Origin of the sequence: Halorubrum ruber (assembly GCF_018228765.1) — an archaeon.
GTDB classification, from domain to species: Archaea; Halobacteriota; Halobacteria; order Halobacteriales; family Haloferacaceae; genus Halorubrum; species Halorubrum ruber.
In genome coordinates this window covers 951,116-975,786 of the sequence record NZ_CP073695.1, presented here as the reverse complement: position 1 = coordinate 975,786, position 24,671 = coordinate 951,116, and the positions used below count along the sequence as shown (strand labels likewise).

17 protein-coding genes and 4 pseudogenes are annotated in these 24,671 nt (G+C 65.7%); 10 read left to right on the top strand and 11 right to left on the bottom strand.

The features are described from left to right. Positions 1-342 precede the first annotated feature (342 nt). Complete coding sequence (locus tag J7656_RS04815; protein WP_211554274.1) at positions 343-906, top strand: maltose acetyltransferase domain-containing protein; 564 nt, start codon at positions 343-345, stop codon at positions 904-906. A 3-nt stretch (positions 907-909) separates the two neighbouring features. Here the strand turns inward: J7656_RS04815 and prs are convergent, their stop codons facing one another. Beyond that, on the bottom strand, positions 910-1,770 hold the full coding sequence (gene prs / locus J7656_RS04810; protein ID WP_211554272.1) for a ribose-phosphate diphosphokinase: 861 nt from the start codon (positions 1,768-1,770) through the stop codon (positions 910-912). Positions 1,771-1,921: 151 nt separating this feature from the next. Between prs and J7656_RS04805 the strand changes: the two are divergent. Then, positions 1,922-2,577, top strand: a pseudogene (locus J7656_RS04805) (HVO_0476 family zinc finger protein). A 665-nt stretch (positions 2,578-3,242) separates the two neighbouring features. Here J7656_RS04805 and J7656_RS04800 read toward each other — a convergent pair. Then, the gene (locus J7656_RS04800) at positions 3,243-3,452 is read right to left on the bottom strand and encodes a DUF1328 domain-containing protein (RefSeq protein WP_017344150.1); all 210 of its coding nucleotides are present in this window, start codon (positions 3,450-3,452) and stop codon (positions 3,243-3,245) included. Between the two features lie 87 nt (positions 3,453-3,539). Between J7656_RS04800 and J7656_RS04795 the strand changes: the two genes are divergently transcribed. The 4 genes and pseudogenes from J7656_RS04795 (at position 3,540) to J7656_RS04780 (ending at position 7,508) form a co-directional block, all read left to right on the top strand. Continuing rightward, complete coding sequence (locus J7656_RS04795) at positions 3,540-3,743, top strand: hypothetical protein (RefSeq protein WP_017344149.1); 204 nt, start codon at positions 3,540-3,542, stop codon at positions 3,741-3,743. A 119-nt stretch (positions 3,744-3,862) separates the two neighbouring features. Next, entirely contained in the window at positions 3,863-4,168 is a 306-nt protein-coding gene (locus J7656_RS04790; RefSeq protein ID WP_017344148.1) for a putative quinol monooxygenase, read from the top strand. 100 nt (positions 4,169-4,268) lie between these two features. Further along, positions 4,269-5,926, top strand: a pseudogene (locus J7656_RS04785) (gamma-glutamyltransferase family protein). Between the two features lie 208 nt (positions 5,927-6,134). Then, entirely contained in the window at positions 6,135-7,508 is a 1,374-nt protein-coding gene (locus J7656_RS04780; RefSeq protein WP_017344146.1) for an ABC transporter substrate-binding protein, read from the top strand. A 136-nt stretch (positions 7,509-7,644) separates the two neighbouring features. On the opposite strand, the gene J7656_RS04775 is transcribed toward J7656_RS04780, so the two are convergent. Genes J7656_RS04775 through J7656_RS04765 form a run of 3 tightly spaced genes read right to left on the bottom strand, consistent with a single transcriptional unit; the run spans position 7,645 to position 9,581 of the window. Continuing rightward, positions 7,645-8,055 carry a DoxX family protein gene (locus J7656_RS04775; protein ID WP_017344145.1) on the bottom strand — a complete coding sequence of 137 codons (411 nt, stop codon included), beginning with the start codon at positions 8,053-8,055 and terminating at the stop codon, positions 7,645-7,647. 60 nt (positions 8,056-8,115) lie between these two features. Further along, positions 8,116-8,973, bottom strand: a complete 858-nt coding sequence (locus tag J7656_RS04770; RefSeq protein WP_017344144.1) for an Nmad3 family putative nucleotide modification protein — start codon at positions 8,971-8,973, stop codon at positions 8,116-8,118. 14 nt (positions 8,974-8,987) lie between these two features. Next, a complete protein-coding gene (locus J7656_RS04765; RefSeq protein ID WP_017344143.1) occupies positions 8,988-9,581 on the bottom strand; it encodes a DJ-1/PfpI family protein in 594 nt (197 codons plus the stop codon). A 283-nt stretch (positions 9,582-9,864) separates the two neighbouring features. Here J7656_RS04765 and J7656_RS15250 point away from each other — a divergent pair. After that, positions 9,865-10,755: pseudogene (locus J7656_RS15250) on the top strand (AAA family ATPase); the annotation flags it as partial. Between the two features lie 442 nt (positions 10,756-11,197). On the opposite strand, the gene J7656_RS04755 reads toward J7656_RS15250, so the two are convergent. Genes J7656_RS04755 through J7656_RS04745 form a run of 3 tightly spaced genes read right to left on the bottom strand, consistent with a single transcriptional unit; the run spans position 11,198 to position 17,529 of the window. Beyond that, complete coding sequence (locus tag J7656_RS04755) at positions 11,198-12,922, bottom strand: carboxypeptidase-like regulatory domain-containing protein (RefSeq protein WP_017344142.1); 1,725 nt, start codon at positions 12,920-12,922, stop codon at positions 11,198-11,200. Between the two features lie 6 nt (positions 12,923-12,928). After that, positions 12,929-14,371: a hypothetical protein gene (locus J7656_RS04750; protein ID WP_017344141.1), complete on the bottom strand. Its 1,443-nt coding sequence runs from the start codon at positions 14,369-14,371 to the stop codon at positions 12,929-12,931. A 5-nt stretch (positions 14,372-14,376) separates the two neighbouring features. Continuing rightward, positions 14,377-17,529 carry a tubulin-like doman-containing protein gene (locus tag J7656_RS04745; RefSeq protein ID WP_017344140.1) on the bottom strand — a complete coding sequence of 1,051 codons (3,153 nt, stop codon included), beginning with the start codon at positions 17,527-17,529 and terminating at the stop codon, positions 14,377-14,379. Positions 17,530-18,187: 658 nt separating this feature from the next. Between J7656_RS04745 and J7656_RS04740 the strand changes: the two genes are divergently transcribed. Continuing rightward, positions 18,188-19,078 (top strand): hypothetical protein, encoded by an 891-nt coding sequence (locus J7656_RS04740; RefSeq protein ID WP_017344139.1) that lies wholly within the window; start codon positions 18,188-18,190, stop codon positions 19,076-19,078. A 32-nt stretch (positions 19,079-19,110) separates the two neighbouring features. Here the strand turns inward: J7656_RS04740 and J7656_RS04735 are convergent, their stop codons facing one another. Together J7656_RS04735 and J7656_RS04730 are read right to left on the bottom strand one after the other, a co-directional pair. Beyond that, positions 19,111-20,013, bottom strand: a complete 903-nt coding sequence (locus tag J7656_RS04735; RefSeq protein ID WP_017344138.1) for an acyltransferase — start codon at positions 20,011-20,013, stop codon at positions 19,111-19,113. 63 nt (positions 20,014-20,076) lie between these two features. Beyond that, the gene (locus J7656_RS04730; protein WP_017344137.1) at positions 20,077-20,265 is read right to left on the bottom strand and encodes a hypothetical protein; all 189 of its coding nucleotides are present in this window, start codon (positions 20,263-20,265) and stop codon (positions 20,077-20,079) included. Positions 20,266-20,410: 145 nt separating this feature from the next. Here J7656_RS04730 and J7656_RS04725 point away from each other — a divergent pair, with 145 nt between their 5' ends. Beyond that, positions 20,411-21,484 (top strand): aldo/keto reductase, encoded by a 1,074-nt coding sequence (locus J7656_RS04725; protein WP_017344136.1) that lies wholly within the window; start codon positions 20,411-20,413, stop codon positions 21,482-21,484. A gap of 772 nt (positions 21,485-22,256) precedes the next feature. Here the strand turns inward: J7656_RS04725 and J7656_RS04720 are convergent. After that, positions 22,257-23,555: pseudogene (locus J7656_RS04720) on the bottom strand (RNA-guided endonuclease InsQ/TnpB family protein). 353 nt (positions 23,556-23,908) lie between these two features. Between J7656_RS04720 and J7656_RS04715 the strand changes: the two are divergent. Beyond that, positions 23,909-24,649: a helix-turn-helix domain-containing protein gene (locus J7656_RS04715; protein WP_017344133.1), complete on the top strand. Its 741-nt coding sequence runs from the start codon at positions 23,909-23,911 to the stop codon at positions 24,647-24,649. The last annotated feature ends 22 nt before the right edge of the window (positions 24,650-24,671 follow it).

Below are 24,671 nucleotides of genomic sequence, written 5' to 3'. Positions count from 1 at the left end.
CGCGCAGCGAGCCGCGCGAGTCCTCGCGGCTGGGGCTTTGGAGGCGTTCTCCGTCGATCCGCGATCAGCCATTTATAAGTGAGCGGCTGGGGCCTTGGAGGCGTTCTCCGTCGATCCGCGATCAGCCATTTATAAGTGAGCGGCTGGGGCCTTGGAGGCGTTCTCCGCCGATCTACAGTCAGTCGTTTATAAGCGAGTGACCGGGTTTGGGAGAGAGTTCCCCGCCGAGACACGGCTTACGATTTATAAAAGGCAGCCGGCAACACGCAACTCCGTTTATAAATAACAAACTTCGTCACCGCCGACAGACAGCCCTTTGCCGCTCGCCGCATCGGGAGTCGTATGGGACGCGAGAAGGAGCGGATGCTCGCCGGCGAGGCGTACGACCCGTCGGCCCCCGAACTCGTCGCCGATCGCCGGCGCGCACGGGACCGCTGCCGCCGGTACAATGACACCGCGCCGACGGAGATCGACCGGCGCGACCGACTCCTCAGCGAGCTGTTCGGCGAGTTCCGCGGCGACGCGACCGTCGTTCCGCCGGTCCGCTGCGACTACGGGTACAACGTCGGCGTCGGCGACGGCTTCTTCGCGAACTACGGCTGCGTCTTCCTCGACGTGGCGCCGATCGACTTCGGGAAGAACTGTATGCTCGGGCCGGGCGTCCACGTCTACACCGCGACGCACCCACTCGACCCCGAGGAGCGCGCGGCCGGCCTCGAATTCGGCGACCCCGTCACGGTCGGCGACGACGTCTGGATCGGCGGGCGGGCGGTGATCACGCCCGGCGTCGAGATCGGCGACGGCGCGGTTGTCGCCGCGGGCGCGGTGGCGGTCGACGACGTGCCGGCGCGGACGGTGGTCGGCGGCAACCCGGCCGAGGTGATCCGAGAAATCGACGACGAGTGACCTCTACCGCGAGTCCAGCGCGTCGGCCACCGCGGGCGCGACGCTGACGACGCTACAGCCGCGCTCGACGGTGTCGGTGCCGACGATCCGGTCGACGCCGGCGGCGCGGAGCTTCGTCACCGCGTTGGCCGCGAGGACGGGGTGGACGCAGGCCGTCAGCACGCGGGCGGCGCCGCGGTCGGTGAGGACGGCGACCGACTCGCTCATCGTGGAGCCGGTCGCGATGATATCGTCGACGACGACCACGTCGCGGTCGGCGACCGGCGCGTCCGAGGGACAGACGGCGACAGCGCCCGTCTCGCGGTCGCGATGCTTCTCGAAGTAGTCCGTCTCGCCAGCGCCGTAGGCGTCGCGGACGGTGGCGGCCACGTCGATCGCGCCCTCGTCGGGCGCGAGGAAGAGCGGGTCATCGAGATCGGCCGGAAGGGGGTCCGCGAGGACGCCCGCGGCGTCGACCGCCTCGGCGGGGACGTCGAAGAAGTCGGCGACGGTCGTCTCGTGGGGGTTGACGAGGACGACGCGGTCGGTCCCGGTCGAGATCGCCCGCGCCATCGCGCGGGCCGAGACCGGCTCGCCGTCGCCGAAGGAGTCGTCCTGGCGGGCGTACCCCATATAGGGGACAACGGTGGTCACGTCCGTCGCGCCGGCCTCGCAGACGGCGTCTTGGAGCTGGAGCAGTTCGACCCACGCCTCGTCGGAGTCGGTCGCGGCGACGATCACGGCCTCGTCGGCGTCGAAGTCGGGCACCGCGGCGAGCCCCTCTCCGTCCGGGAACCGGTCGTATGTCGGGGTCGCGAGCGCCCGGCCCGTCTCCGCGGCGAGCGCGGCCGCGAGCTGCTGCGAGCTGGACCCGGGTACGATCATGGGCGACCGTTCCGCGGACACCGGTAAACCAGTTTCCTTACCGCGCGGACGCACCGCGTCTCCGCTCTCGACCGCCGCGCGCCACGCGAGCGCGACCCACACCGGCCCCACAGGGGCGGATATTTACGGGCGCGGCGGATACGAGCGCCCAATGAGCGACACCGAAGCCGGCGCGCGCGTCGGACTCCCCTGTCCGTCGTGTTCGCCCTCCGAGCCGACCGTCCACGAGGTCCTCAGTCCGGGCGGGCAGGCCACCGTGCGCTGTACCGAGTGCGACCACACCCACAAGACCGAAATCCCCGAGGAGGAGACCGTCGCCGTGACGATCGTCGTCTCGCAGGACGGCGACTCGTTCACGACGACGATGGACGTGCCCGCCGAGGGCGACGTCGGCACCGGCGAGGAGTTCGTCGTCGACACCGACGACGCCCTGATGCAGGTGCGGATCACGGGGATCGAGCTCGGGCCGGAGAACCGCGTCGAGGAGGCGGACATCACCGACGTGGAGACGCTGTGGACCCGCGCGGTCGACAACGTCGCGGTCCCCGTCACGCTCCACCCGAAGGACGGCGAGGCGGACCAGACCCGCTCGCTGCGGGTGAACGTCCCTGGCGACTACGAGTTCACCGTCGACGAGACCGTCGAGTTCGGCGAGGAGGAGTTCACCGTCGAGGGGCTCCAGATCCGCGAGGACGCCCCGAGTACCGCCACGAGAAGCTCGACCACCCGGGCGACCTCGCCTACGCGAAGGACCTCAAGCGGGTGTACGCCCGCGACGAGACGCTCACCGCGTGGTCGGCCTGGTAGGCGCGGCGCGCTCGCCGCGGTCGACCTGGTCACCTCGACCCGGCCGGCGAAAGCTCGTACCAACATAAACAATTATGAAGGATACGCTCGTTAGTCGAGTCGTGCCACCCGTAGTACACGACTGACGCACGCTCGACGGCGGGGACGACGGCCGGTCCCGGCGGTCCGAGCACGCGCGAGGCGACCGAGACCGAACCGACGACCGACCGATCGGGTCCATCGACGAACCCGGGCGACGACGGTGCGACCGACGCCGACGACGGGACCGACGACCTGCCGACCGCCGCCGAGGCGGTCGCCAAGTGTGCGGGGACGTTCGACCCGTCCGACACCCGGCGGATCGCGAACGGAACCGACCGCTGGAACGAGTACGCCGGCTCGTCGCACTGACCGCGCGGCCGGATCCTTTTATTCGGCGGCGCGACTACCGACGAGCGGCCGATGACGAACCACCGCTCCGAGCCGGACTCGGCACCCGGCGACGACGAGCCCTATGAGTGCCGAGGCCACACCTTCTGAACCGACGCCGAGTGAGCGGCGGCTACGCGAGCCTCGGTAGCATTTTCACGGTCCGAGAGCGGCGAAAATCCGGGCGCTTCGACGGAAATCGCCGTCTCAGACGAGGGGCGAAACCGCCCCGACCGCCGGTCGCGTCGGGCGACCGATCAGAGGACGAACGAGACGACCGCGAGCACGACGAAGATGATGACGAGCCACTTGGCGATGGTCATGCTCAGGCCGGCGACCCCGCTGGCGCCGGCGATCGCCGCGACGATCGCGAGGACCAGGAAGGCGATCGCCAGTCCGATCAGGTCCCCGCCGAACTGTAGGGGGGCGAGCACGGCACCGTCGTGAACCACTTGGGCCGGGTTCATACGCTATCGACCGCCGCCACCCGGTTAGTTATTCGAGGGCTATCGCGCGGACGAATTGTTTTCACGCCCGTGTGCGAGTCGGCACCCATGAGTCACCGCTGCCCAGACTGCGCCGTCACGATGGAGGAAGTCAGGTTCGGAATGGGCGACGCCTGGAACGCCTACGTCGAGACGGGCGAGAAGCGGGCGGGGCTGCTCGGCAAGCTCGGCGTGAACGAACACAAGGGCCTGACGACGGTGATGTGTCCCGAGTGCGGACTGGTGCGGCACTACGTCGAGTTCGAGGGGTGACGCGGGGGCGTCGCACCGGTCGACGTGTGCCCCCAGCCCGTCGATGGTAGCTCAGGCTTCGCGTCCGGATACCCGGTGTCACGGGTGTTTTACGCGTCGCAGCCCTCCGATCTACAGGAATGTCCGACTCCGAGTACGCGCTCCAGGCGCGGCTGGAAGCCAAACCCGAGAAGGCCGGCGAGGTGGCCGAGTTCCTCGAGTCCGCGCTGCCCGCGGCCGAGGCCGAGGAGCAGACGACGACGTGGTTCGCGCTGCGGCTCGACGAGACCACGTTCGGCATCTTCGACACGTTCCCGAACGAGGAGGGCCGGCAGGCGCACCTCGACGGCGAGATCGCGGCGGAGCTGTTCGAACGCGCCGACGAGCTGTTCGCCGAGGAGCCGCAGGTCGACGAGATCGACGTGCTGGCGGCCAAACACTCCTAAGCAGTCCGCGGTCGCAGCCGCGTGTCCCGCCGACCGCGGCGGACCGACACCGGACACATCCGGTCGGGGCTTTATTCACTCGCGCGCCGGACGAGTTCGTATGGAGCCAGACTTAGACCGATTCACGTCGCGCCGGTCGACCGTGTACGGCCAGCGCGGCGTGGTGGCGACCAGTCAGCCGCTCGCGAGCGAGGCGGGGATCGAAGTCCTCCGCGAGGGGGGGAACGCGTTCGACGCCGCGGTCGCGACCGCCGCCGCGCTCAACGTCGTCGAGCCCACCTCGACCGGGCTCGGGGGCGACGTGTTCGCACTGTATCGGACCGCCGACGGCGAGGTCGGCGCGATGCGCTCGTGCGGCGGGGCGCCCGCGGACGCGACGATCGAGAACGTCAAGGCGGCGCTCGCCGAGGACGACGACGCCGATTCCTATTACCCCGACGACGGCGGCTACGCGGTCGACGACGCGGGCGAGGCTGGGATGCCCTTTTACGGCCCGCACGCGGTCACGGTCCCCGGGACGGCGCGCGGCTGGGAGGCGACCGTCGAGGAGCTGGGCCGGCTCAGCCTCGCGGACGCGCTCGCGCCGGCCATCCGCTACGCGACGGAGGGGTACCCGGTGTCCGAGGTCATCGCCTCCTACTGGGCGAGCGCCGACGCGCTGTTCACCGACGACCACGCCCGCGAGGCGTTCCTGTTCGACGGCGAGCCGCCGGACGTCGGGCAGACGGTGACGCTCCCGCGGCTCGGCGAGTCCATGCGGAAGATCGCCGAGGAGGGCGCCGATGTCGTCTACGAGGGCGAGATCGCCGAGGCGATCGCCGACGAGGTCCAGTCGCAGGGCGGGTTCATGACCGTCGACGACCTCGCCGACTTCGAGGTCGAGTGGCCGGATCCGGTGTCGACCACCTACAACGGCGCCGAGGTGTACGAGCTCCCGCCGAACAACCAGGGGCTCATCGCCTTAGAGGCGCTCAACGTCGCCGCCGAACTCGGTGCGGGCGAGTACGACTACGACTCGCCGGAGCGCGTCCACTACTTCGCCGAGGCATTGAAGAGAGCCTTCCACGACGGCCACCGCTACATCACCGACCCGAGTACGAGGAGGTCCCGCCGCTCGCGTCGAGCGAGTGGGCCGCCGAGCGCGCCGCCGGCGTCGGCGAGACCGCCTCGCACGACGTCTCCTTCGGCGTGCCGAACGCGAACGCCGAGGACGCCGACACCGTCCTCCTCACCGTCGCCGACGACGCGGGCAACGTCGTCTCCTACATCAACTCGCGGTTCGCCGGCTTCGGCTCCGGCCTGGTCGCCGGCGACACCGGCATCGCCCTCCAGAACCGCGGCGCGTCCTTCTCGCTCGACCCGGAGCACCCGAACAGTCTCGAACCCGGCAAGCGCCCCTTCCACACGCTCATCCCGGGCGTCGTTCGGTTCGACGAGGACGACTGGGCCGCCTTCGGCGTGATGGGCGGCTACATGCAGCCGCAGGGCCACGTCCAGGTGATCTCGAACATCGTCGACTACGACATGCCGCTCCAGCGTGCGCTCGACGAGCCGCGGTGGCGCTACCGCGAGAGCGGCGAACTGGGGCTCGAACCGCACTTCGACGACGACGCCGCGGCGAAGCTCGTCCGGAAGGACCACGACGTGCGGACGCTCTCGCCGGTCATGTTCGGCGGCGCGCAGATCGCCCGGAACCGGGACGGGGTCCTGTCGGCCGCCACCGAGCCCCGGAAAGACGGGAACGCGCAGGGGTACTGAGTTCGGGCGAGCGCGGCCGCGGCACCGATCGATTTCTTATCAGCGTACGAGAATGAGGGTCGTTTTCGCGCTCGGGAGTCGATCGGCGAACGGTTGGTAGAGCGCACCTGTACGGGACAGAACCGGCCTGATGCGTCCGAGTTCCGCCGGGGTCGTATTTGTGGCCGTGGATACACTTATAATGACTCGTATGGTATACGCTCACAGAATGACGCGAAGAATCCAGCGACGCGACGTACTCAGGGGCGCCGGAGCGGTCGGAATCGCGGGGCTCGCCGGCTGTTCGACGGAGAGCGGCGACGGGAGCGACGGCTCTGACGGCGGCGACGGCGGTGACGGCTCCGACGGAAGCGACGGCGGCGACGGCGGTGACGGCTCCGACGTCCCCGACGCCGTGATGGTGGTCGGCTTCCCGCAGTCCGGCATTCAGCTGTTCCGCGACTTCTACTCGGAGTTCGCCGACAGCGCGCCGGACCTCGACATCATCGTCCCCGACGGGCTGATCGACGCCGACCTCCCCGGCGAGGTCGACAACGACATGAACAACGTCATCGGCACCGCGCCCTCCGCGGGCGGCCCCGGCGCGGAGTTCTTCGCGGAGTCGTATCAGGAGGAGTACGGCGAGGAACCGGGCGTGTTCACCTCGCAGGCGTTCGACGCGATGGCGGTGGAGATCCTCGCGGCGACCGCCGCGGGCGAGAACGACGGGGCGGCGATCCGCGACCGTGTCCGGACCGTCGCCAACCCCGGCGGCGAGGAGTTCGGTCCCGCGGACCTCCCCGAGGCCGTCGAGACGGTCGCCGCCGGCGACCCTGTCCAGTACGTGGGCGCGTCCTCCAGCGTCAACTTCGATGTCAACGGCGACATGGCCACCGCCGCCTACGACATCATCGACTTCCAAGACGGCGAGCTCGTCACCCTGGACACCGTCGAGTTCGGGAACGACCTCACCGAGGAGGACCGGAACGCGACCGCGGCCGAGCCCGTCGGCGTGGACTCATTCACGGCTCGCATCGGCGTGCTGATGCCGGAGACGGGCGACCTCGGGCCGCTCGGCGGTCCGATCCGCGACGGGGCGCTGCTGGCCGCGACGCAGGTCAACGACGCCGGCCTCAACGTCGATGTCGAGACGCGGGTTGAGGACACCCAGACCAACCCGCAGGCCGGTATCTCCGGCGCGAACGCCCTCGTCAACGCCGGCTTCGCCGCCGTCGTCGGCCCGGCCTCCTCGAACGTCAACCTCCAGGTCGCGGACGAGGTGTTCATCCCGAACGGCGTCGTCGGTATCTCCCCGTCCTCGACCGACCCGAACGTGACGGACTTAGACGACAACGACTACATCTTCCGGACCGCGCCCTCGGACCTGCTCCAGGGGCCCGCGATGGCGGACCTCGCCGTGGGCGACAACGTCGGCGCCGAGAGCTCAGGGACGTTGTACCTCAACGACGCCTACGGGCAGTCGCTCGAGGAGGCGTACGTGAACGCGTTCCAGGAGCGCGACGGGACGATCACTCAGCGCGTCTCCTTCGAGCCGAACCAGCCGACGTACACCAGCCAGTGGTCGAGCGTGCTGAACGAGTAGGAGTCTGCCCGAGCCGTTCGCCGATTTTTCGCGACTTGTGAGCCGCCGCGCTCGTCGACGAGCGGTGGAGCTGTGGAGGTCGATCCCGAGAGTGATTTATAAGTCGACTCGGCGGCGCGTCGTGCCTCGCCGCCGGTCACTTCTTGTACGCCTCGCGAAGGAACACCAGGGCCCCGCCCAGCATCGCGAGGTTGCCGAAGAAGGCGAGCCGCTCGCCGCTCTTGTCGCCCTCGTCGGCGTTCCAGAAGTCGTGCATCGTCGCGGTCACGACGGTCAGGAACGCGACCGCCGCGCCGGTCGCAATCCGGGGGACGCGCCAGAGCGCGATACCGAGGCCGGCGACCACCATCATACCGGAAGCGAACGGCGCGGCGACGTCCGGCATCGGGACCCCCGCCGACTCGGCGTACTCGATCGTGTCGTCCATGTCGCGGAAGTCCTCCGAGGCCTGCGCGGCGAGGCCGACGCCGAGCAGGACGCGGCCGAGCCGCGACGGCGCGCCGCGGTCTGCCGCCTCGTCGCTCGTCTCTGGGTCTTCGTCGCTCATACCTCCCGCAACGGCGCCGCGCCTCATAAATCGCGGTGGCGACGGGAGCGGTACGCTTCGTCAGATCCCGTCGATCCGCGCCAGCACCCGGCTCGTCGCCGGCGCGTCGAAGGCCATCGGGCGTCGCCACCAGGGGCCCTTCCCGGAGTCGCTCGACAGGTCGGTGATGGTCGGGTTCGCTTCGCTCCCGGCGTCGGGCGCGCTCAGCGGGACGACGCGGTCGAAGAGCCCGGACGCGTCGGGGTCGCCGACCGCGACCACGCGGGCGTCGAACGGGTCCCGCTTCAGGTGCGCGTTCGTCGGCGCGGCCGCCACCGCGGCCGCGCGGTCGACGACACCGTCGTCGCCCTCGTCGTCGTCCGTCGCCGAGAGCACGCGATCGACCCGCATCCCGGCGAAGAGGTACGCGCCCCAGTCGGGCGCGAGGTCGGCATCGACGGCGACTCCTCGCTCGCGGAGCCACGCGCCGTCGCGCTCGTCGGCGTCCGCGTCGCCGTCGCGCTCGTCGGCGTCCGCAGCCTCGGGGCGGTCGTCCCCCGGGCCCTTCCACCCGTGCGGTCGCAGCGTGAGCGTCGCGTAGAAGAGGAGCCAGTCGCCGGGGACGAGGTCAGCGATCCGGCCTGCCTTCACGCCGTACGGGTCGCCGTAGGTCGCCCGTTCGCGGCCGTGAACCCCCGGGAACTCGGGGTCCGCGTGGACGGGGGTCTCACGCAGCCCCTCGGGGACCGCGAAGGGGAGGTTGAGGTCGCCGTACGTCGGGAGCGGCTCGTCGACCGGGAACCCTTCGCGGGCCAGCGTCGACGCCGACTCCGGGATCGGGACGTACGTGAACGAGCCGTCGGGGTAGACGGGGCCGCGGAACCCCGGTTCGTTCGTGTTGGCGGCGACGTTGACGGCGAGTGCGCGGGGGTCGGACACGAAAAGCGAAGAGTTCAGTCGGCCGTCGCCGCGGCCCCTTCGTGTTCGATCTCGGTCCCGAGGAGGTCGAGGAACTGCGCGATCCACTCGGGGTGGTCGGGCCACGCCTGCCCGGTGACGAGGTTGCCGTCGGTCGTCACGCCGTCGACCCACGAGCAGCCGGCGGCCTCGACCTCGGGCCTGACGGCCGGGTACGCCGTCATCTCGTAGCCGTCGAGCACGCCCGCCGCCGCGAGGATCTGCGGGCCGTGACAGATCGACGCGACGGGCTTGTCGGCCTCGAAGAAGTGCCGCACCACGTCGAGCACCTCGTCGTAGCCGCGGAGGTATTCGGGGGCGCGTCCGCCGGGGACGACCAGGGCGTCGTAGTCGCTCGGATCCACGTCGTCGAACCCGTGCGTGAGCTCGAAGTCGTGGCCGCGGGTTTCCAAGTACGTCTGGTCGCCACGGAAGTCGTGTATCGCGGTCTTGACCGTCTCGCCGCTCTCCTTGTCCGGACAGACGGCGTGGACCTCGTGGCCCACCGCCTGAAGCGCCTGAAACGGGACCATGATTTCGTAGTCCTCGCCGAAGTCGCCGACGATCAGCAGGATCTGTTGTCCTGTCATATGTGTAACACCGCGCGGACGTAGGCGCCGCTCGCAGATAACGATACTGGCACGCGGTAACATACGTCGCTTTACACGGCGCGTTTCCCCGAACCGCGTCCCGAGGGGGTGCTGACGCACGGAGTCCCGCGGCCGCTACGTCCGAGAGTCGGTCCACGGTCGGCGCCGATTCCGAGTTTGGCACCTGTGTTGAGATGTTGGATGGATAAAATAGGGTGCCCGGGAGGGAGACGTATGGTTGTCGGTGACGCAGCAGCGGGTACGGTGATGGCATCGACACGATATCGGACGTCGCCTTGTCGGCCGGTCGGTCATCAAAACCGTCCTCACCGGCGTGTTGTCCCGGGAGCACGTGCTCTTGGAGGACGTCTCCGGCACCGGAAAAATCCCCACGGCGTAGAGCTTTGCGACGGTGCTCGGACTCTTCTTCAACCGGCCAGTTCACGCCGGACCTGCTACCGTCGAATATTACCGAATCGCATATCTACCGCGAGGAGGCCGGCGAGTTCGCGTTCGCGGAGGGACCCGATCTTCGCGAACGTCGTGCTGGCCGACGGGATCAACTGCGCACCGCCGAAGACGCAGGCGGCCCTGCTCGAGGCGATGTTGGAAGGGCAGGTCTCGGCGGACGGCACCACCTACCAGCTCCAAGACCCGTTCTTCGTCATCGAGACGCGGAATCCGGTCGAACAGGAGGAAACGTTCGCCCTTCCGGAGGCGCAGCGCGGCCGGTTCATCATGAAGGCGACACTCGGATCCCCCGACGGCGAGGGGATACGAACGGTCCTCGACCGGTGGGACGACCGCACGGCTCGGGCTCCGGAGCTGAATCGGGTCATCGACGGCGAGACCGTCCCGCGCTTTCAGGACGTTCCGGAGCGCGTGACCGTCGGCGGGTCGCTCCGCGACTATATGATCACGCTCGGCGAGGCGACCCGCGCTGACGGTCGGGTTGAGGTCGGGGTGTCGCCGCGCGGCATCCAAGCGCCTCTTCGAGGCCAGCCGGGCGCGGGCGCTCGTGAACGGCCGGGAGTACGTCCCGCTCGACGACGTCAAGGCCGTCGTTGCGGACGCGTTCGTCAACCGGCTCGCGTTGACTTCGAAGGCGACGGTCCAAGACACCTCGCCTACGACCGTGGTGAACGACATCGTCGAGCGGATCGAGGTCCCCGCGGCGCCGCGCGGAGCACCGCGACCGGCCGCCGACCGCCAGCGAAGACGGCCACAACGAGCCGATTTACGCCGCCGCTCCCCTACATCAGGAACACCACGGCGGTCGTGAAGGTAGCGTTCAACTTCGCATGGATCAGCTTATCTGAACGCTACCGACGAGACAGGGGTTGACCGGAGTAATCTGGATACTGAAGTCCGTGTATTCATCAGCGGACGTCACGGTGAGCAACGGATATGTCGTGTTTTAATCGAGTCTCCTGTGGATCTAGTTCCCGAAGACGACGCATCCAAATAGCAGATAGGGGCGCTAGGAGGTGAGAACCAGTGAAGCGTCAGCGGCATGTTGACGGAGCTTACAACATACGCTGAGATCGTGTCGGAACAATATGGTTGTCATCGTTGGTCGAAAACGCACACAGGAGTTGTAGTTATCTACCGTGAACTCAACAATTAGCCGCCGTGCACTGGACGGTGACCTCTGTTTGGTAAGTCTCTCCTGGGGTCAACGTAATATCGATGCTCTTATTTTCGTATCCGCTCCGTTCAGACAACTCAAGAGTATACTGACCGGGATCGACATTGCTGTTGTTGTACCAAGCACTGCCGCCTTTTGTTGTATTGTCGATCTCAGCACCGGTCTCTCTGTCGATCAGGCGTACGCGGCCGTCAGTCAGCGACTCATTAGTGTTCGACGCGATATAACGGACGGACAGCGAGGCCTGAGGTGGTATCGTGAGGTTATCGAGTTGCGTTTCGGGGCTGTTCACGCTGATACTGCGGTTGTCCGACGCCACGTAGCCGGTGGCACTCGCCGAAAGCGTGTACTCACCGTACGTGATGTTTTCAAACGAGTATGTCCCCCCGCTCTCCGTGGTGGCCTCCCTGGTCCCACCGTCGCTATTGGTGAGTACGACGGTGGCGCCGGCGACACCCTCGCTGGTGTTTGAGTCGATCACGGCGCCCTCAACACGGGAGCGTTCGGAAGAATCGTCGGCAGGTGGGGTCGGATCCAGGGAGATATTCCCTCCGAGACGGTCCTCAGAAATATTCAGCCGCTGCTCCTCGTAGCCGTCTGCGGTGGCGACCAGAGTGGCGTTCGCTATCAGCGTCTCGTTGACACTGAAATTATACGTCGGCTGGTCAGTCGTGTTCAGCAAGCCGTTTTCGTTGCGGAGAATAACCGAGATGTTCCCGGTCGAACTGTTGAGTTGCTGGCCAGTCGTATTATCGATAAGCGCACCGGACACGGTCGATTGGTCGCCCGCGTCACCGGAATCGAGGCCCAACAGCGAAGGGCCAAAAGTAACCGCAGCGAACAGGACGAGCAACACGACGGCCCCGATGGCGATGTACAGCCCTACTTCCGGAGAAAGCAGCGAATCGTCGTCCGACTGGGTCCCTCGTGACCCGAGGTTAGAGCTGGTCGCAGGGGGTTTGAGCGCCGGCACGCTACTCTGGACGCGCTTTCGAATTTCGCCGTTTGACAGGCCATAGTCTCGCGAAAGCGTCTCGACCGACTCGCGGATCGACGCGATTTCCTGTTTGATATGCTTGTCGCGGAGGGACCGAGACGTCGACTCCCACCGCTCTTCCGTCGCGCCGAGCGGCGTGATACCGCGGTGGTCACCCGGCGTGACGACGAGGTCGAACGTCGAGAGTACGTCCGCATCCATCGAGTCGGCGACTGCTGCTTGGTCGTACTGCCCGAGGTACTCGCTGAGTAGGCCGATGGCGTTGCGTTCGTCCGACACACCCACTGTCACCGAACTCCGGGACGTGATGAGCTCGGCGAGGATATCCTGTTCCGTACTGTCGCCAGGGACGGCCGTGTTCCCGCGTTTCAGTTCGCGGTACACCTGCATCTCGTCCGAGGACTCGTCAATCGTGTACCCCCACTCGGACTCGATACGCGTCGTGAGATCGCTGATGAGGTCTTGAAGCGGCGCCGCGGAGTTGTCCACGGAGTAGACGGCGTAGAACTGTTCAGTGCGCGCGTTGCGGGACTCACGCGCACGGAAGAACAGACTGATCTCCTGTCTGTGGTCCGACCGAATCGCCAGCCGAACGCCGCCGTAAAACAGCTCTTTGATCTGCTCGTTGGATCCCGTCGCGGTACCATCAGGGGAGTAGGCGTTCCCCTTCGTGTCGTAGATGCGTAGCGTTGACATGCGTGATCACCCCAGTTTCTCTAACAGCTCCTCGAAGCCGACCGTCATCACGTTCCCATTGCGGTCGCGCATCGGCACGCGTTCGCCGTCGTCGTTCACCGTCGTCTCGTAGTACACCGGGTGGATCTCCGCGCCGGAGGTGTCCTGGACGAGCGTCCGAACGGCTTGGTTGTTCTCGATTAGCGTGTCGTTCACGTACTGCCGGAAGTCCTCGAAGTACTGGTGCGGGTCCAGCGCCTGCTCGTCTTCGAACTGCTGGGCCAAGATATCGGACTTCGTCGCGACGAGGAGCACGTCCTTGTTGTCGGCCGTATCGAGGATGTCGAAGTACGGCTCGATCCCCAGCGGCTCGTTGTTGTGATACCGCTCGACGTCGATCACCAGAATCAGCGTGTTCGCCGCGCGCACGCGGTCTGACAGCAGCTGGACCGTGGAGTTGTCGATCTCCGAGTCGGGGCTCATCAGCGCGCCCGGAAGCTCCTCGAGATACTCGCCGGCGTAATCGAGGCTCGACAGCTCGATGTTTTTCGGGAAGACCCGCCCGTTGACGAACCGGAACTGAAGATCTTCGACCTCGGTCGCACCCGTCGAGTCGAGCTCCCAACCGGCGTTTTGGGTCGCGGCGTCGAGCCGGCCGACGAGCTCCATCAGGTCGCCGCTCGGGTTCAGCGGCGTGTCGCTTTTCCGATCGACCGCGTCGTCGAGCGCGGCGAGATACTTCCCGACGAGGAACAGCGATTTGCCCGACCCCGGCGGCCCGAGAACGAAGAAGTTCTCCGAGGAGTCGTACGTGACGAACCGCCGGAGCGTGACGACGAAGACGCCCGCCATCAGCACGTTCGTGGTGATCCCACCCCACGCGACCGAGACCGTCGGCTCCGGCGCGATGATCTCGACAGTGCCGCCTGAGGGGTCGACGAACTGCGGGAAGTTGACGTGGAATTCGACGAGGCCGACGAGGACGATGGCGGTTATCAGGTAGAACAGAATGCTCGCGGACCGACGGAACTCGAGCGCGGAGGTGGTCCGGACCTCCATCAGCTGTTTGCCGCCGCCGACGATCGTGCCGCCGACGAGGCCGGCCCCGAGCCAGGCGATGTTCGCGACGAAATCAATATTCGGGATGAACAGGCCGATCGAAAGCAGGCCGATGAGCGCGGAGCCGGTGCCGAGCCAGAGCAAGGCCCCCTGAACACGCTTTTTCGGGTCGACCGTCATCAGCGCGAGCAGGCCGAGGTAGATCCCGAACACCATGGCGGAGAACTGCTCGAGCGACACCGACAACAGCGGGTTCAACGAGAGTATCAGTGGCCGGAACACGTCGGACGCGATCCACGCCTCACCGAGCGTCAGGAAGAGCGGCCCGGCGACGACGATCATGATGAGGAAGTACACGCCGAGGAAGAACTTCTCGCCGTGGTCCTCGAGGAACGCGACTGGAGAGTCCATCGCTGTTACTCCTCCCCCTCCTCCCCGTCAGCGGGAGCGACGAAGTCGGTTCGACTGATGTGGTTCTCGAGCAGATCGGCTTTGATCTCGCCTTCGTCTCTGAGGAAGAACTCCACGTCGTCGGGATGCTCGAGGTTCAACACGGAGTCGCGCTTCACGAAGTACCCCTCGTCGAGGCCGTACGCGTGGTGGACGAGAATGTCGGTCTCGTCGGACTGTTTCCGTGACTCGTATCCATTCCGGTAGCCGTCGGCCTCGATCTCCGCCCGGAGGTTATCCAGGAAGATCCCGTCGATGAAGATCCCCAGGCCGACATCCCAGCTGCCACCCGCGCTCACCGGGAACGAGGCGTAGTTTTCGCCGCCCGCACCGAGGTTGTACGCCCCCTGGAACTCGGATTTGAGGTCGGCAACGTCGTTGATCTGGTCGATCGCCCGGCTCATCACGCCGACGACGACGTTCATCTCGTTGTACCGCGCGCGGTCACCGCTGATCCGGCGGCGCCGAATGCCGGTGTAGCGGGGGTTGTGGGCGTTCCGAGCGAGCTCCTCGAGCGAGCCGCGCAGCCGCTGACGTTCGGTCTCGTCGTCGAAGATCTTGCTGTCGGCGATGTCGGTGTCGTCGCGGAGCTGGAGGATGTCGTTCGGCTGGATCGTCTTCACGTAGCTGTACTCCTCCGTTTCGGTCGCGACCGAGGAGTCCTGCTCGGCGTTGTACTCCTCGCGGAGCCGCTGATACGTCTCTTGGGAGCTCAGGAACGAGTCCCGGGGGCCGTTCAGCTCCTCGAACAGGGTGACGGTCGCGTCGTACAGATCCGCCTCCGTCTCCGCGGTTTCGAGATCCGATTCGAGGTCGTCACGCCGCCGTTCGATGTCGGCGGTCTCGACGATCTCGTCGCGGACGAGCTCCTCGAACTGGCGCGTGAGCTGGTCGAATCCGATCCCCGATTCGAGGTCACGCTCCAGCTCGTCGAGCGCCGCCCGGTGTTCCTCGTCGAGTTCCGACCGGGTCCGCGACACGATCTCCTGTTGCTGCTCGTCGATTTCGGCCTCGATGAGGTGTTTCAGATCGGTGACGGTGAACTCAACCTCGATCGACAGGTTGCTGCCCGCCCGCGACATCTTGAACACCTCCGCGTCGTCAAGCTGACTCCGCTTCCGGCGGTAGTTCTTTTCCGCCTTCTTGCGTTCCTCCTCGCTCGAGGAGTCCCACGGGAGGATGGACTCGATCGTCCCCTCCTCCTCGTTCATCGTGAGGAACGACTTCTTGGCGTCCGCCAGGTCCGCGAGCGAGGAGTTGATCCGCCGCTCGATGTCGGTCGTGTCGACGCCGACCGTGTCGAACTCGGTGCTGATGTCGTCGAGCGCCGTCCGGACGGTGCTGTCGTTGACGGCCTCCACCTGGTCCGGGTCCTCGGCGTTCTCGACGGCGCGCGCGAAGGATTCGAGCCCGTTCCGGAGGTCGCCGACCAGCTCGTCGACGGCCATCGACTGACAGTCGGTGTACTCTCGATACAGCGGCTCGACCGCGTTCTTCCACGTGGCGACCCGGCGGTCCACCTCGTCCTGCTGTTCGCGCTTGCGGGTGTCGAGCTCGGCTTCGGCCTCTTTGAGCTCGGACTGGAGGCGGTCCCGCCGCTCGGTCACCTCGTCCCGTTTCGCTTCTAAGCGGTTGATGCGCACCCCGGCGTTGATCCCCTCGTCTTCGACGGCGAGGAGGTAGCTGATCGTCCCCTCGACGCGGTTGTTGTCGATCGACCGGAGCCGGACGAGCAGGTCCTTGCGGTGGGCGATCCGGTTGAGCTCCGTGTCGATGATATCGGCCAGCTGCTTGTCGATGCTATCGACGTACTGTTCGTTGTCGCCGATGCGGGCGGTGCCCGCCCGAATCGAGCCCGCGATAACGTCGATCTGGTCGAGGATGTCGTCGGTCTCGGCCTCCGCTTCCGACATGATCTCGCGGTAGGCGGAGACGGACTCGTACTCGAGTTCGGTGAAGATATCGAGCTCGGTGAGCGACCACACGTTGTCGAGCCGCGTCTCGAGATCCGTCCGGTCGGAGTCGTGGAGCTCACCTTCCATCTCGTCGGGGCTCCACTCCCGCGAGAGGAACCGGTCGACGCCCGTGTAGATGTCCTCCTCCGCTTCCAGCGCGTCCTGTTTCGCGTTGAGTATCTCTTTGGTGACCGTCTTCGCGTCTTGGATGGCGTCGACGTTGTACCGGAGGACCTGCGGGATCCCCATGATGAACGGCGCGTACGAGGGGGTGTCCGCGAACGGGTCCTCCATGTCCATCATGTTGTAGTACGACGTGATGAGGTAGATCGCCGCCCGGTCGAACTCGACGAGCGCGTCGGAACTTTGGATGAGGTTCCCCTTTTTCCCGCCGAACCCGGTCGGGTCGATCGGGATGAGCACCCGGTCTTTGAACAGGTTCTCACCCTGAAGGCTCATGTACTCCAGCTCGGAGAGGACGGCGTGGGCGTTCGCGCTCTCGGCGTCACCCTCCTCGTCGTTGGGCAACACCCCGAACAGCGTGATCTCGGCGGTCCGTTTCGTCCGCTTGAGGTGTCGGACCAAGTCGATGAAGATCCCGGAGCCGGAGCCACCACCCAGGCCGGCGATCACGGCGACCTTTCCGCGGTCCGGCAGGTCGATCGACGTGCGGACGCTGTCGTCTTCGGCGTAGGACTTGTAGTAGAGTCCCTTGCCGAGGCCGCGTTTCCTGACGACACCCGTTGCGAAATCGAGGTTCTCGTTGATGAACTCGGGCTTGAGCCACCAGTTCTCCTCGTCGATACCGGCGCCGGCCGCGATGCGCGGCACCGCCTCCGCGCCGATCAGGTCGTTCTGATCGTGGAGCTGGATGTTCCGCGTCAGCGGCAGGTAATCGATGTTGATCTCGCCGAGTCGACCCTCGTGGTCGTCGGATTCGCGGAGCCGGTTTTTTGTCTCCTGAATCGAATCGTTGATCGACTGGATTCGCTCGAGATCTCTGTTCTCCTCTTCTTCGGCCGTGTCGATCACGGTCACCGTCAGCGACCGCGGGTTTCGTCGCGGCTGGAGCACCGACTCTTGGACCCAGTCTGCCTCCAGCAGCTCGTAGGTGATCGCCTTGCCGGCGCCACCCACCGCGAAGATCCGACTTGGTAGATTCATCTGGACACACACACAGATGAAATATCGTTCAATAAACTATTCGGTCTTGTCCATACTAACTGATAACTCCAGCCCGGAGTGAATCGGGAGGTAAGCTCGGATTACGTGTGGTTTTGAATAATAGAAGCCGAACTGCTCAACAGCGACTCGGCCCGACTGGCCGGGCGGTGAGTGGGTAGAGAGACCCTAACCGACAGTATCTCGCGTTGAGGGCAGTAGGTTCGCTTCGCAACGAGTTCGGGTACGTCTCGACTTTATTACATACATACTCAGGCGCGATCGTATAGCGAGAAAGCAGTCAGATGAGTTTGATCTCAACGGAGCGATCCGACGGATGCCCATAGCCTAACGACAAGGGATCGCCCCACGAACCGCAGTTTGTTCGCCCGAAGACAGCGTCGCAAACGCGATCGGATTCGTCATGCGAGTACGCGTTGAGCGATGCCGCCCTCACTTGCTCACCCAAACTTGCGCATCAACGGATGTCTCGTACTACGTACCACGACGTTTGGGGTCCAGCAACACCTATGGTGAGCAGTGGGGTTAGCTCACGGGATCAACCGCCAGAACGAGGCGCACACGGCACACACGGCCTGTCTGAAACCACTAATGTTGTCAAACAAACAGTTTGATATGGAGAGACAACCCACCTCGACCCGTGTTTCAGAGTACGTACGCGGTGTGGCTTGTCGGGGTTGTGCTGGGCATGCTCCTATTCGCCCTTGCGCTGCTCTGGATCATCGGAGCGACCGGCACTGGCGACGGGCAGGCTGCCACCGATCCCACGCGACATGAGCCACGATCCGAAATCACGACCGGCTCGGTCGAGGAGTTGCGAGCTGACGCCGACGAGGCGCTTGACACAGCTGCGACCGCCAGAGAGAACAACCGCCTCGACGACGCGATCGACGCCTACAACGCGGCGATCACCCAGTATGAGGCTGCCGGCGATGCTCTCGACGCTGGTGCTACGGAAACACGCGCCGAGATCGACCGCCAACTCAAGACGACACGTCAGTCGTTAGCGACGGTCGAGACGCGCGCCAAACAACGAGCGACGGTCACAGAGGCACTGAACGCAGCCGAACACAGTTTCCGGGTGGCGATCATCGCGTACACGCAGGGGAGCCAGACGCTTGCGCGCATCCGGTTCCGCCAGGCGCGAGACTCGTTCACCGAGGCCAATGAACTCCTCGAGACCGCTGACGGGGATCTGCTCACCCCGCCGGTGGAGGTGCGTGTCCAGCCGGATCGAAACCTACCGTCGCACACGCTCAGCGAGCTGCCGGCGGTCCCAGAGCCGGTAGCGACGGTACTCGCCGACGCCGGTGTCGACACCGTGTCCGAACTCGAGAGCAGTGACGGCCCGCCTTGGCAACCGGCGGTCGTCGACACGGCGGTGGCAGAACTGAGCGTGGACGACGACGTGGCGACGACGCTGACACTGCTGTCTTGGCTCAACGACACCAAAACCTACGCGTTTGCCACCCCGTACGCAGTTACACGCCGCCGTGACCAAGCCGCGTACGGCTTCACCCAGAGCACGTAGCCGGCGTCGACCCCGTTCCGCGCGACGGGCGCTCAGTTCGGCGGCTGGAGGTCTCGCTGAAACTCGTCGAACTGTTCGAGGTCCTCGGGGAGCTCGTACTCGATCTCGCGGTCGTCCTGGTTGTCGGGGAGCCGCCCGTCTTCGAGCTCCTCGGCGGCCTCCTCCCAGCCGGGCTTCACGCGGACGCTGCGCGCGGGCGACCCGACGACGACGTGATGTGGCGGGACATCGCCCTGAACGACGGAGCGCGCGCCGACGACGCTGTTCTCGCCGACCCGGCAGCCCGCCCTGACCATCGCGTCGTAGGTGACGCGGGCGTCCGCCTCGACGGTCGTGTGGAAGTTCCGCACCTCGGTCTGGTCGACGATGTCGTGGTCGTGGCTGTACAGGTGGACGCCGTCAGAGATGGAGGCGCGGTCGCCGATCGTCAGCTTCCCGCGGTCGTCGAGGTGGACGTCGTCGTGGATCACGACGTTGTCGCCCACCTCGATGTTGTGGCCGTAGGTGACGGAGATTCCCTTGAAGAAGCGGCAGTTCTCCCCGCACTCGGCGAAGAGGTGGTTCCCGAGCATCTGCCGGAAGCGGAGCGCGAACTCGACGTTGTCGGCCATCGGGGTGGCGTCGAACTGGCGCCAGAGCCACTGGAGGTGTTTCGAGCGCTGGAAGCGGTCCTCGTCCTTCTCGGCGTAGTACTCCGACTCCAGCGTCGCGTTACACGGGTCGTACCCCTGGAGGCGGACGCGCTCGGCGCGCGACACGGACTCGCCGCTCTGCCACGCCTCCCACGCCTCGCGGTCGCCGTGGAGGTCGATCAGCACGTCGCGGACGACCTCGCAGGTGTCCTCGTCCGAGGAGAGCCGCTCGTCCACCTCGTCGATGAACCCTCGGACCCCGGCCTCCGCGCCGTCGGGCAGGGACACGTGTCGCTTTGTCATCGGCCCTCCTTCGTCGCCGTCACTCAAAGGGATTCGGTTGTGCGAAGGCGGTGCCCGATCCGGTCAGTACAGTTCGGCGTCGACGAAGATGCCGATGACCGTGCCCACGAAGGCGATCAAGAAGGCGATAGCGATGAACGGAGCGATCGCGGCCCCGTCGAACGAAAGCAACAGCGCGGTGACCGCGGCGGCGGCGATGACTGCGAGCAGGGCGACGACGGCGTCGAGTCGACGGCGGAGTGCGTCGTCCATGGGCGGTCGATCGGCGGCGGCCAACTAATGTCTGTAGGCGCGACGCGCGCCCGGTGGCCGTCGCCGGCCGCGACCGCGGCCCGCCGATTCCACCGGCGCGGGAGCGACCGCGTCCGATAAGTGTCCCCACCGCCAATCTGCGGGCATGCAACACCGCGAACTCGGTAACTCGGGCGTCGAGGTCTCGGAGATCGGCTTCGGCGCGTGGGTCGTCGGCACCGACTGGTGGGGCGACCGCTCGGACGAGCAGGCGGTCGGGATGGTCGAGGAGGCGCTCGACGCGGGCGTCACCTACGTCGACACCGGCGACGTGTACGGTCACGGCGACAGCGAGGAGATCATCGGGGAGGCGATCGACGGCCGCCGCGACGAGGTGACGCTGTCGACGAAGATCGGCTACGACTTCTACGACAACCCGCAGGCCGGCCACGGCGAGCTCCCGAAGGAGCTCAACGAGGAGTACCTCACCGAGGCGTTCGAGGCCTCGCTGGACCGCCTCGACACCGACTACGTCGACGTGCTCCAGCTCCACAACGCCGACGTCGACGAGGTGACGCCCGAGGTGCGCGACCTCCTCGCCGAGTGGAAGGCGGACGGCCGCGTCCGTGCGCTCGGCTGGGCGCTCGGCCCCTCGATCGGCTGGCTCGCCGAGGGCGACGCCGCCGTCGAGTACGAGGAGTTCGACGCGGTCCAGACCGTCTTCAACCTCTTCGAGCAGGAGCCGGGCCGCCACTTCGTTGAGACGATCCGCGAGAGCGGCTCGGACACCTCCGTCATCGCCCGCGTCCCGCACTCCTCCGGCCTCCTCAACGAGCAGGTGACGCCCGACACGGTCCTCGAAGACGGCGACCACCGCTCGCACCGCCCGAAGGAGTGGTACGAGACGGGCTGGGAGAAGGTCGACGCGATCCGCTTCCTCGAGGACCCGGACCACAGCGAGGGGACCCGCACGATGGCGCAGGCCGCGATCCGCTGGCTGCTCGCGCACGACGAGGTCGCCTCCGTCACGCCCACCTTCCGCGACGGCGACGACATCGCCGAGTGGAGCGCCGCCGCGGACGTGCCGCCGGTCTCCGACGCCGAGTACGACCGCCTCGAAGCGCTGTACGCCCGCAACTTCGATATCGACCGCGACGACGGCATGGACGTCCTCCGCACCTCCGTCGACGGCGAGGACATCGAGGCCGCCGGCCTCGACAAGCGCGCGGCCTCGTACTGAGCGGCGGGCCCGCCGCCCGCTTCGACGCCGCCCGTTTCGACGCTGCCGTTCGACCCGCCTTTTTCGCCTCGAAACCGCACGACTGCGAGCGGTTAGGGCGTGTGTGAAACACTTTCACCACGCTCCCGACGCCGCCGCGACCGGCGACCGCGTCGCTGGCGGCGGTAGGAACGGTGGCTCGGTGGAAACCCGTCGTCACAGGGGGCTCAGTGGGGGAGGGGCGAGAACTATTAGTAGATTTCTCGGTGGGATCAGCGAGAGTTGTTACTCAGAGCGTCGAAGTGGTGGCTCGGTAGGAAGTCTTCATCATAAGGGGCTCGAGAGGGGGTAACGGATCGTCATGGCCACCACGGTCCGACGTACTCGCTCACGATTATAAACTGATTGCGATAGAAGATGCTTTCATTGATAGATAGGTAGGTAACCAGATTCATTACATTCCTTCTGAAGAAGAGAGAGCAACGTCATTTCTTCATCATGACTTATAATATGACTGTATCTGTGTAAATGAGTCTACTAAACCGAACTTCACAAGTCTAACTTAATTAAAAGCCTCAATTGTAATATATTCTTGGAACTGTGCGAAGTACAAATTGGAACGGCCAAACCTCTTCTCTAACCTAGGTCGGATTCCACTGTAGCAGCTGATTGTATCGCTGCATTCTACTTGTCAATTAACATCTACTAATAAGAATCGACTCACGTAGGGGTAACCGACTCTTGACATCCCCCCACCCGTTCAGGAGTGGGATTCCTCCGGTGAGGATGTTGGCTATGCTGTCCCCACAGAGGCAACTTTCCCGTCCCCGGTACTCCGGTTTGTGCGCTCCTCGTTGGGACTGGCCCTCTCGGGAGAGTGTGATAGCTCCGACCAGGTGTGGTCGTCCCACTTGAGGCGCACGGGCCGTGCCATCGACCTAACGGCTTCGCCAGCCTGCTCGTCGAGGAACGTGCGAGACGCGCACAGGTCGGCGTGGGCTTCGTGACCGCACGGACACCGGAACACGTCGCCGTCCCGGTCGGTGTCGTCCTGCTCGCCACACGCTGGGCACGTTCGCGTTGTGTCGGCTTCTGACCGTACTTCGACCGTGATACCGTATTCTTCGGCGGTGTGGGACAGCCGCTCGATGAACGCCCGGAACGCCCAGAAGTGGTGCGTCTTTGCGTTCACCTCAGCACACCAATGCGTCGAAAGAACGTCCGTGAGGTCGCCCACGTACACCGTTGCGACCCCTTCGGCATAGAGCCGTTCCATCAGGTCTCGAACCAGCGCGTCCTGTGCGTGGTTGCGCCGTCGCGTCCGTGTGCGATACAGCCGCCGAATCCGCTAACTGCTGTATCGTCCCTCGTGGAGTTTGGACTGTAACCGGGCAATCTCCTCGGTGGTTTCCCGGAAGCAGTCGAACAGGTCGCGGCCTTCGTAGAGGTACTGCTGGCCGGTCGTGGTGGTACAGGCGACGAGATTGTTTGCGCCCACGTCCAGCGCGGCTTCGTGAGAAGCCAGTGGTGAATCCTGCCGAGAATCAGGTACGGTGACAGGCTGAAAGGCCCTGAACGTGTCGTCTGTCTCGTCGTACTGTATCTCCAATCGGCCCTGTTCGCCGTCCCATTTCGGAGCGCCACACACTTCGAGGCGAAGGCGGTCGTGATACCCAAGCCCGTACTCGTCTTTCAGGGCTTGACCGACTGGTATCTCGATTCGTGACCGCTCGCCGGTTTCCAGCGTGTACTGGTCGTTGCGGATAAACGTGCGGAGTTCTCTACCGTCGTCCTCGTTGCCCCAGTAGCCCGGCGGTGCGGTGTCCTCGCCGTTCCCGTGGGTGGCGAAAAACGACTGCCACGCCGATTTGTTCTTCCGAATGACCTGCTGTGCAGTGGCAGAGCCGAGAACATCGATATACTGTTTCCGGTAGTCGGCGGTGTCCCACACGCTTTTGCCGTCGAAGAACTGCTGGCGGCGCTCGTAGTTCAACTCGTTCCACAGGCTCGCAGAGGCGTCCAACAGGTCCCGCAGTAGCCGCTTGTCGTTGTCGGAGAGCGGGCGTATCGCGAACGTGTTGGTTCGCCTCACGACACCAATTAATATAGTCTTGTGGTCCTAAAGTCTTGTCACTGATGCGTCCAAACGTGGATATTCCGTGGTCGCTCCACGGACAGGTGAAAGAGTGGGCCGAAGAAACTGACCGAACCCTCACCGAAGCGTATATCGAGTTAGTCAACACTGGACTCGCTAACGTGGAACATCCAGACGAGTCGTAGCGTGTGGTTTACTACGGAATGATATCGCTCAGACCCACCCCTGAAGGGGTGGGCTTCCGCTCGCTACATGTCATCGCCACCACGCCGATCGTTGCGCGGTCGCGGGTATAAATGGCTCGCGACGGTCCGGAACCCGTTTGAACCTCGGACGCCTCAGACGCCACCATGCGGGAAGTGACGTTCCGGATCCACCACGCGGGGGAGCCGGAGTGCGAGGTGAGCGCGCGCCACCCGGAGGTGCGCTACCGGTCTGTCTCCTCGATGACCGGCAGCGGCCCCGAGCACAAGCGGATCGCCGAGCTCACCGGGCCGTCGGCGGAGATCGAGGCGTTCGTCGAGGAGTTCCGCGAGTTCGACCTGATCGTCTCCGCGGAGCCGCTGGCGCCGATCGAGGGGACGCACGCCTACGTCGCCCTGACGATCGACGTCGACGCCGCCGACTGGGACGGGATCGGCGACCGGTTCTCGCGGATGGGGATCCACTACCGGACGGGGACGACCATCTCCGGCGGCGTCGAGCGCTGGACGGCGTACTTGGAGGACGACGACGACCTCTCGGCGGTGATGCGCGAACTCGAACGCGGCGGCAACGAGGTGGAGCTGGCGCGCAACGTCGAGCTGGCGTCGATCGAGCGCTCGCCGCAGCTCCCGGCGTCCGGCCTCCTCGACGGGCTCACCGACCGGCAGCGGGAGGTCCTCGCGACCGCGATCGCCGCGGGCTACTACGACCACGGCGGGGGCGTCGGCGTCGAGGAGGTCGCCGCGGAGCTGGGTCTCGGCTCGACGACGGTGTGGGAACACCTCTCACGAGCGGAGTCGACGGTGATGAACGCGCTGTTCGACCGGTTCGCGGAGGGCGAGCCGGTCGGCGCCGTCCGCGAGGCGGACCGGTCGGATTCACCGTGAGCGGGGCCAGACCAACGCTTTT

Excerpts from the sequence above, each read along its gene's own strand:
- J7656_RS04815 (WP_211554274.1), top strand. The coding sequence starts at position 343 with ATGGGACGCGAGAAGGAGCGGATGCTCGCCGGCGAGGCGTACGACCCG.
- prs (WP_211554272.1), bottom strand. The coding sequence starts at position 1,770 with ATGATCGTACCCGGGTCCAGCTCGCAGCAGCTCGCGGCCGCGCTCGCC.
- J7656_RS04800 (WP_017344150.1), bottom strand. The coding sequence starts at position 3,452 with ATGAACCCGGCCCAAGTGGTTCACGACGGTGCCGTGCTCGCCCCCCTA.
- J7656_RS04795 (WP_017344149.1), top strand. The coding sequence starts at position 3,540 with ATGAGTCACCGCTGCCCAGACTGCGCCGTCACGATGGAGGAAGTCAGG.
- J7656_RS04790 (WP_017344148.1), top strand. The coding sequence starts at position 3,863 with ATGTCCGACTCCGAGTACGCGCTCCAGGCGCGGCTGGAAGCCAAACCC.
- J7656_RS04780 (WP_017344146.1), top strand. The coding sequence starts at position 6,135 with ATGACGCGAAGAATCCAGCGACGCGACGTACTCAGGGGCGCCGGAGCG.
- J7656_RS04775 (WP_017344145.1), bottom strand. The coding sequence starts at position 8,055 with ATGAGCGACGAAGACCCAGAGACGAGCGACGAGGCGGCAGACCGCGGC.
- J7656_RS04765 (WP_017344143.1), bottom strand. The coding sequence starts at position 9,581 with ATGACAGGACAACAGATCCTGCTGATCGTCGGCGACTTCGGCGAGGAC.
- J7656_RS04755 (WP_017344142.1), bottom strand. The coding sequence starts at position 12,922 with ATGTCAACGCTACGCATCTACGACACGAAGGGGAACGCCTACTCCCCT.
- J7656_RS04750 (WP_017344141.1), bottom strand. The coding sequence starts at position 14,371 with ATGGACTCTCCAGTCGCGTTCCTCGAGGACCACGGCGAGAAGTTCTTC.
- J7656_RS04745 (WP_017344140.1), bottom strand. The coding sequence starts at position 17,529 with ATGAATCTACCAAGTCGGATCTTCGCGGTGGGTGGCGCCGGCAAGGCG.
- J7656_RS04735 (WP_017344138.1), bottom strand. The coding sequence starts at position 20,013 with ATGACAAAGCGACACGTGTCCCTGCCCGACGGCGCGGAGGCCGGGGTC.
- J7656_RS04730 (WP_017344137.1), bottom strand. The coding sequence starts at position 20,265 with ATGGACGACGCACTCCGCCGTCGACTCGACGCCGTCGTCGCCCTGCTC.
- J7656_RS04725 (WP_017344136.1), top strand. The coding sequence starts at position 20,411 with ATGCAACACCGCGAACTCGGTAACTCGGGCGTCGAGGTCTCGGAGATC.
- J7656_RS04715 (WP_017344133.1), top strand. The coding sequence starts at position 23,909 with ATGCGGGAAGTGACGTTCCGGATCCACCACGCGGGGGAGCCGGAGTGC.